This window comes from Staphylococcus haemolyticus (assembly GCF_006094395.1).
Classification (GTDB): domain Bacteria; phylum Bacillota; class Bacilli; order Staphylococcales; family Staphylococcaceae; genus Staphylococcus; species Staphylococcus haemolyticus.
Genome location: NZ_CP035292.1, coordinates 21,497 through 28,301 on the forward strand (window position 1 = coordinate 21,497; position 6,805 = coordinate 28,301).

The following is a 6,805-nucleotide window of genomic DNA, read 5'->3' on the forward strand; positions in this document are numbered from 1 at the left end:
GTATGATGAGTCGAAAATGGTTATAGTATACTCAAATAAATATTTGAATGAAGATGGGATGATAATATGAAAAAAAAGATACTTGTGAAATTTTTTGTTATGACGAAGAAAAGGTTAATCGAATACAAGGGGATTTACAAACAGTTGATATTTCTGGTGTTAGCCAAATGTTAAAGGCTATTGCCGATGAAAATAGAGCAAAAATTACTTACGCTCTGTGTCAGGATGAAGAGTTGTGTGTTTGTGATATAGCAAATATCTTAGGTGTTACGATAGCAAATGCATCTCATCATTTACGTACGCTTTATAAGCAAGGGGTGGTCAACTTTAGAAAAGAAGGAAAACTAGCTTTATATTCTTTAGATGATGAACATATCGGGCAGATAATGATGATCGCCCTAGCACATAAGAAAGAAGTGAAGGTCAATGTCTGAACAAAAGGTTAAACTAATGGAAGAAGAAATGAACGTCTATCGGGTCCAAGGATTTACATGTGCAAATTGTGCAGGAAAGTTTGAGAAAAATGTTAAAAAGATTCCAGGCGTTCAAGACGCAAAAGTAAACTTTGGCGCTTCTAAAATTGATGTATATGGAAATGCATCGGTTGAAGAACTTGAAAAAGCAGGTGCTTTTGAGAATCTAAAAGTATCTCCTGAAAAACTAGCGAATCAAACGATACAAAGGGTTAAAGATGACACTAAGGCTCATAAAGAAGAGAAAACACCATTTTATAAAAAACATAGTACATTGCTGTTTGCCACACTACTAATTGCTTTTGGTTACCTTTCTCACTTTGTAAATGGAGAAGATAACCTCGTAACTTCCATGTTATTTGTAGGTTCTATTGTAATTGGCGGATATTCATTATTTAAAGTCGGTTTTCAAAATTTGATACGCTTTGATTTCGACATGAAAACCCTGATGACCGTTGCCGTTATTGGAGCTACCATTATTGGTAAATGGGCAGAGGCATCTATTGTTGTTATTCTCTTTGCAATCAGTGAAGCACTTGAACGCTTCTCTATGGACAGAGCAAGACAATCCATACGTTCATTGATGGATATCGCCCCAAAAGAAGCACTAGTTAGACGAAATGGTCAGGAAATAATAATCCATGTGGACGATATCGCTGTGGGTGATATCATGATTGTCAAACCAGGGGAGAAAATTGCCATGGATGGAATCATTGTGAATGGCTTGTCGGCTGTCAATGAGGCAGCTATAACAGGAGAATCTGTTCCCGTCTCCAAAGCGGTAGATGACGAAGTATTTGCAGGTACGCTTAACGAAGAGGGACTAATTGAAGTAAAAATCACCAAATACGTAGAAGATACAACCATTGCCAAGATTATTCATCTTGTTGAAGAAGCACAAGGGGAGCGTGCTCCAGCCCAAGCATTCGTTGATAAATTTGCGAAATACTACACTCCGATCATTATGGTTATTGCAGCCTTGGTTGCAGTCGTTCCACCCCTATTCTTTGGTGGCAGTTGGGATACATGGGTTTATCAAGGATTAGCAGTTCTTGTAGTTGGATGTCCTTGTGCATTAGTTATTTCTACTCCAATCTCGATTGTCTCGGCAATTGGAAATGCAGCGAAAAAAGGTGTGTTGGTTAAAGGTGGTGTCTATCTCGAGAAATTAGGAGACATTAAGACAGTCGCATTTGATAAAACAGGAACACTGACAAAAGGTGTACCAGTGGTAACAGATTTTGAAGTATTAAATGACCAAGTGGAAGAAAAAGAGCTATTCTCTACCATTACAGCTTTAGAATATCGTTCACAACATCCACTTGCTTCAGCAATAATGAAAAAGGCAGAGCAAGATAATATCCCTTATTCTAATGTACAAGTGGAAGAATTCACTTCGATTACTGGGCGAGGTATAAAAGGGATTGTAAACGGAACTACTTACTATATTGGAAGTCCAAAACTTTTCAAGGAATTAAATGTTTCCGATTTTAGCCTTGGGTTTGAAAACAATGTGAAAATCCTACAAAACCAAGGAAAAACAGCCATGATTATTGGAACGGAAAAAACAATTCTCGGCGTAATTGCCGTTGCAGATGAGGTTCGTGAAACAAGTAAAAATGTGATTCAAAAACTTCATCAGTTAGGTATCAAGCAAACAATTATGCTGACAGGTGATAATCAAGGTACTGCAAATGCAATCGGTACACATGTAGGCGTTTCTGATATTCAGTCTGAATTGATGCCACAGGATAAATTAGATTATATTAAAAAAATGCAATCGGAGTATGATAATGTAGCTATGATTGGCGATGGCGTTAATGATGCTCCAGCACTTGCTGCATCTACTGTTGGAATTGCAATGGGCGGTGCTGGAACGGATACTGCAATTGAAACAGCTGATATTGCATTAATGGGAGATGATTTAAGTAAGCTTCCATTTGCAGTAAGACTCAGTCGAAAAACTTTAAATATCATTAAAGCTAACATCACTTTTGCTATCGGAATTAAAATAATTGCCTTACTATTAGTTATCCCGGGATGGTTAACTCTTTGGATAGCGATTCTTTCCGATATGGGAGCTACTATTTTGGTAGCATTAAATAGTTTACGACTGATGAGAGTGAAGGATAAATAGGTAGAAAACAGAATAGTAAGGTCACGCTGTGCGCAATTCAAGGGGGGCTTTTCAATTTGAAGAAAAGTCCTACCCCTAAAAGGTTCTGTTGCAAAGTAAAAAATATAGCTAACCACTAATTTATCATGTCAGTGTTCGCTTAACTTGCTAGCATGATGCTAATTTCGTGGCATGGCGAAAATCCGTAGATCTGAAGAGACCTGCGGTTCTTTTTATATAGAGCGTAAATACATTCAATACCTTTTAAAGTATTCTTTGCTGTATTGATACTTTGATACCTTGTCTTTCTTACTTTAATATGACGGTGATCTTGCTCAATGAGGTTATTCAGATATTTCGATGTACAATGACAGTCAGGTTTAAGTTTAAAAGCTTTAATTACTTTAGCCATTGCTACCTTCGTTGAAGGTGCCTGATCTGTAATTACCTTTTGAGGTTTACCAAATTGTTTAATGAGACGTTTGATAAACGCATATGCTGAATGATTATCTCGTTGCTTACGCAACCAAATATCTAATGTATGTCCCTCTGCATCAATGGCACGATATAAATAGCTCCATTTTTCTTTTATTTTGATGTACGTCTCATCAATACGCCATTTGTAATAAGCTTTTTTATGCTTTTTCTTCCAAATTTGATACAAAATTGGGGCATATTCTTGAACCCAACGGTGGACCGTTGAATGATGAACGTTTACACCACGTTCCCTTAATATTTCAGATATATCACGATAACTCAATGCATATCTTAGATAGTAGCCAACGGCTACAGTGATAACATCCTTGTTAAATTGTTTATATCTGAAATAGTTCATACAGAAGACTCCTTTTTGTTAAAATTATACTATAAATTCAACTTTGCAACAGAATCACATATAACATGTTACCTTATTTAAACATTATAGAAGTAACTAAGAGAGTCACACCAGACAGACAAATTGAAGTTATACATATTACTATGAAAGGTTTAAGTGCCTTTGAAATAACTTCTTTTAAAACGATATTCAATCCTAGAGCAACCATCGCCATTAACATACATACCGTTGTAATAACATTTATAATATTCATAAGTAATGAAGGAATAGGAATAAATGTATTGACACAAGCCATTAAGATAAAGCCAATGAGAAAATAAGGAATATCGACTTTTTGTTGTACTTGACTTGAGTGTGACTTATAACGCATATACAAAATTAAGACAATGCTTAATGGAATAAGTAAAAACACACGGCCTAATTTTCCAAGTAAAGCAAATGTCATTGCCTCTGGTCCGCCAATATCTGCTGCTAAGACGACATGAGCGATTTCATGTAGGCTGATACCTGTCCAAGCGCCATAAGTTATAGTAGGTATGTTAAAAATAGCCTCGATAGCTGTATAAATAAGTGCAAATATAGTTCCAATTAGTGCAATAATACCTACACTTATTGCAGTGTCTTTTTCTTTAGATTTTAAGATTGGTGCTGTAGCTGCAATAGCTGCAGCTCCGCATACTCCTGTACCAATACCAAGTAGTATAGAGATATCTTGATTTCCTTTAATAATTTGATTCAAAATTAAAGTTAAACTTATTGAAAAGATAATTACGATAATATCAATAAGTAGTAATTTCCAGCCTTTACCTAGAATATCTCCCATATTTAATTTTAACCCATATAAGATAATCGCAAATTTCAATAAACGTTTCGATGCAAACGTAATACCTGGGCGAATATGCTCAGGATAACCTATGACTTGGCGGTATATCATCGCAAAAATGATGGCAATAGCTAATGCCCCAATCGTATGTAAAATAGGAAATTTAGCTAATATATAACTGATTATTGCAATCGTAAATGTAAACATAATACCTTTCATAAATGAAGCCTGCGTTATTGATTTCATATGTACTTTCACCTCGATATAAAATCTTAGCACGTTATTGTTATAGCGTTAAATAAATAATAAGTATAGTATATATATCAAAAATGTTATATTAGACTTAAAGGAGAATGATGCATGGATCCGTATAAGGTATTAATTGAAGTAATGAAAACAGAAAGTTTTACTAGAGCAGCAGAAAATTTATATACTTCGCAGCCTTCTGTGAGTCGTGATATTAAACGTTTAGAATTAAAATATAATGTTAAAATATTTGAATTTAAATCTCCATATTTAAAACTAACTAGAGATGGCGAAAAGCTATTACAATATGCATTGCAACGGGAAAGTATTGAACAAGAATTATGGCAAAACTTAACATCGGAATCTGAAATCATCTCAGGCACCTTAACAATTGGAAGCAGTTATACATATGGTGAATATTTATTATCAGAACAGCTTACCCGTCTTATGCAACAATACCCTAAGTTACATATTCATTTACGTGTTAATAATTCAGATTCTGTTATAAATGATATTAAACACAACAGAGTAGATATAGGTATTGTAGAAAAGGAAATTCAAGACAATGTAATAAAATGTAAGAAAATAATAGAAGATGAAATGGTGTATATTTACAAAAAATCGGTTCAACCTAGAATGGATATATGTTTCGTTAGAGAAAAAGGGTCTGGAACAAGGTTTTATCAGGAAGTAGGTCTTACTGAGTTAAAATTAAATCCATATTTGATAGAAATTAATAATATTAAGATTATCAAACAAATGGTAGAGGCTGGAAATGGGTTTGCGATTATTTCAAAATCAGCAATTCATCCCGAGGATTATGAAAAATTAATGATAACAACTTTAAATGTGAAACGTCACTATTACCTTGCTCAACATGTTGATAAATATATTGATAAAAATATTAGAGCTGTCATTGAAATGATTATGAAGTAGAGTATGTAAAAAAGCCGAGGCTAGGATTATGTCCCAGCCTCTTTTTAGAAAAGAAAATTAGTGAAAAAACTTTACTTATCATTTATTAGTTCGGTGTGCTCATATCACATCATAATATAAGCTATTATGACGAGAAAATTTATTGATGTTGAGCAAAATTATTAACTAAAATTACAATAAATGACGATATGACTAGGAAACTGTATAATCAATAATCTAAAAAAGACAAACAATGACTTAAAAGTGTTTGTCTCTTACATTACAATTAACATAAATTATGATTATCAGAAGTTCCATCACTATAAAAGGTGTATCAAGGGTTTATAAACTCTTGATACACCTTTTATAGTCATTTTTAATTACCAAACAGTTTACTCCAAAAACTTTTTTTAGAATGATTTTCGTTTCTGATATCCTCTTTCTGCTCACCATCTATTTTATTACCTTGTTGCGGTTCACTATCTTGTTGCTTATCCTCATGTTTATCTTTACTTTCATCCCTAAAATGGGAAACCATTTTTTCTTTTTGACTATCTGAGTCATTATTTATAGAATCCATATTTTCCATTGTTTCTTGAACTTCAATGTCCTGCCTCTTATTAGCAGAATAATTGAGTTGCCTTTCTTCTTCTAACTCAGACTCCAACCTTTGTATTTTTTTGTTACTTTCTAATGCTAATACTTGTTGGTTTTCAAGTAATTTCGACCTTTCTTGTAATTCTTTTCTATAAAATTCTATTGTCGTTTCATGACGTTTTTCTTGTTTTTCAAGTTGTTTATTTAAAGTATCTATTTGCTTTTCGAGTAGTTCAATTATTTGAACATCATATTTAGATTCGTTTTTTTTATTATCTGTTTTAACTTTCTCTGAACTTACATTAGCACTTTCAGAGCCATATTTCTTTTTATTTCTGATTACTCTTTGAATGATTTTTTCTACATCAACATCATTTTTAATGAATGAAGTATTATCCTGTTTCACTGTTTCTATATTCAATCTTTTTATATTATTAAATACAGTCTGTTTACTAACTTCCAATTCTTCACTTATTTCTTTAACGCTCTTCATATCTTCAACCCTTTATAAATACTTTATCAACCCTTTATAAATAAATTTTATCATAAATACTTTTATAAAGGGATCTTAAGTAGTCTTAAAAAACCTTTTATAAACATTTGATAATAATCTTATCAAGTGTTTATAAAAGGTTTTTAGTGGGATTATAATATCTTTTATATGTTCTTTTTTAATGATATAATGTCCATAATACGTTTTAGTCCCAACTACTGGTAATAGTTGGGACTGGGTAATAAAACGTTACAATACGTTAGCTATTTAATTTGATATATGTATTATATACAACAATATCTACAGT

6 protein-coding genes are annotated in these 6,805 nt (G+C 32.9%); 3 read left to right on the forward strand and 3 right to left on the reverse strand.

Annotated features, from left to right (window positions below; genetic code table 11):
- Window positions 1-89 precede the first annotated feature (89 nt).
- Window positions 90-434 carry a Cd(II)/Pb(II)/Zn(II)-sensing metalloregulatory transcriptional repressor CadC gene (cadC, locus tag EQ029_RS12305; protein WP_033851323.1) on the forward strand — a complete coding sequence of 115 codons (345 nt, stop codon included), beginning with the start codon at window positions 90-92 and terminating at the stop codon, window positions 432-434.
- Window positions 427-2,610 (forward strand): cadmium-translocating P-type ATPase CadA, encoded by a 2,184-nt coding sequence (gene cadA, locus EQ029_RS12310; RefSeq protein WP_000003266.1) that lies wholly within the window; start codon window positions 427-429, stop codon window positions 2,608-2,610. Before cadC ends, cadA begins: the two co-directional genes overlap by 8 nt.
- A 139-nt stretch (window positions 2,611-2,749) precedes the next feature.
- Here the strand turns inward: cadA and EQ029_RS12315 are convergent, their stop codons facing one another.
- Entirely contained in the window at window positions 2,750-3,424 is a 675-nt protein-coding gene (locus EQ029_RS12315; RefSeq protein WP_115172253.1) for an IS6-like element IS257 family transposase, read from the reverse strand.
- 73 nt (window positions 3,425-3,497) lie between these two features.
- The gene (locus tag EQ029_RS12320) at window positions 3,498-4,493 is read right to left on the reverse strand and encodes a YeiH family protein (protein ID WP_053031507.1); all 996 of its coding nucleotides are present in this window, start codon (window positions 4,491-4,493) and stop codon (window positions 3,498-3,500) included.
- Between the two features lie 114 nt (window positions 4,494-4,607).
- Here EQ029_RS12320 and EQ029_RS12325 point away from each other — a divergent pair, with 114 nt between their 5' ends.
- Complete coding sequence (locus tag EQ029_RS12325) at window positions 4,608-5,429, forward strand: LysR family transcriptional regulator (protein WP_053031509.1); 822 nt, start codon at window positions 4,608-4,610, stop codon at window positions 5,427-5,429.
- 355 nt (window positions 5,430-5,784) lie between these two features.
- Here the strand turns inward: EQ029_RS12325 and EQ029_RS12330 are convergent, their stop codons facing one another.
- Window positions 5,785-6,498, reverse strand: a complete 714-nt coding sequence (locus EQ029_RS12330) for a DUF536 domain-containing protein (protein ID WP_057504935.1) — start codon at window positions 6,496-6,498, stop codon at window positions 5,785-5,787.
- Window positions 6,499-6,805: the final 307 nt, after the last annotated feature.

Bases quoted from the DNA above. Each gene is read 5' to 3' on its own strand.
- cadA (WP_000003266.1), top strand. From the start codon at position 427: ATGTCTGAACAAAAGGTTAAACTAATGGAAGAAGAAATGAACGTCTAT.
- EQ029_RS12315 (WP_115172253.1), bottom strand. From the start codon at position 3,424: ATGAACTATTTCAGATATAAACAATTTAACAAGGATGTTATCACTGTA.
- EQ029_RS12320 (WP_053031507.1), bottom strand. From the start codon at position 4,493: ATGAAATCAATAACGCAGGCTTCATTTATGAAAGGTATTATGTTTACA.
- EQ029_RS12330 (WP_057504935.1), bottom strand. From the start codon at position 6,498: ATGAAGAGCGTTAAAGAAATAAGTGAAGAATTGGAAGTTAGTAAACAG.
- EQ029_RS12325 (WP_053031509.1), top strand. From the start codon at position 4,608: ATGGATCCGTATAAGGTATTAATTGAAGTAATGAAAACAGAAAGTTTT.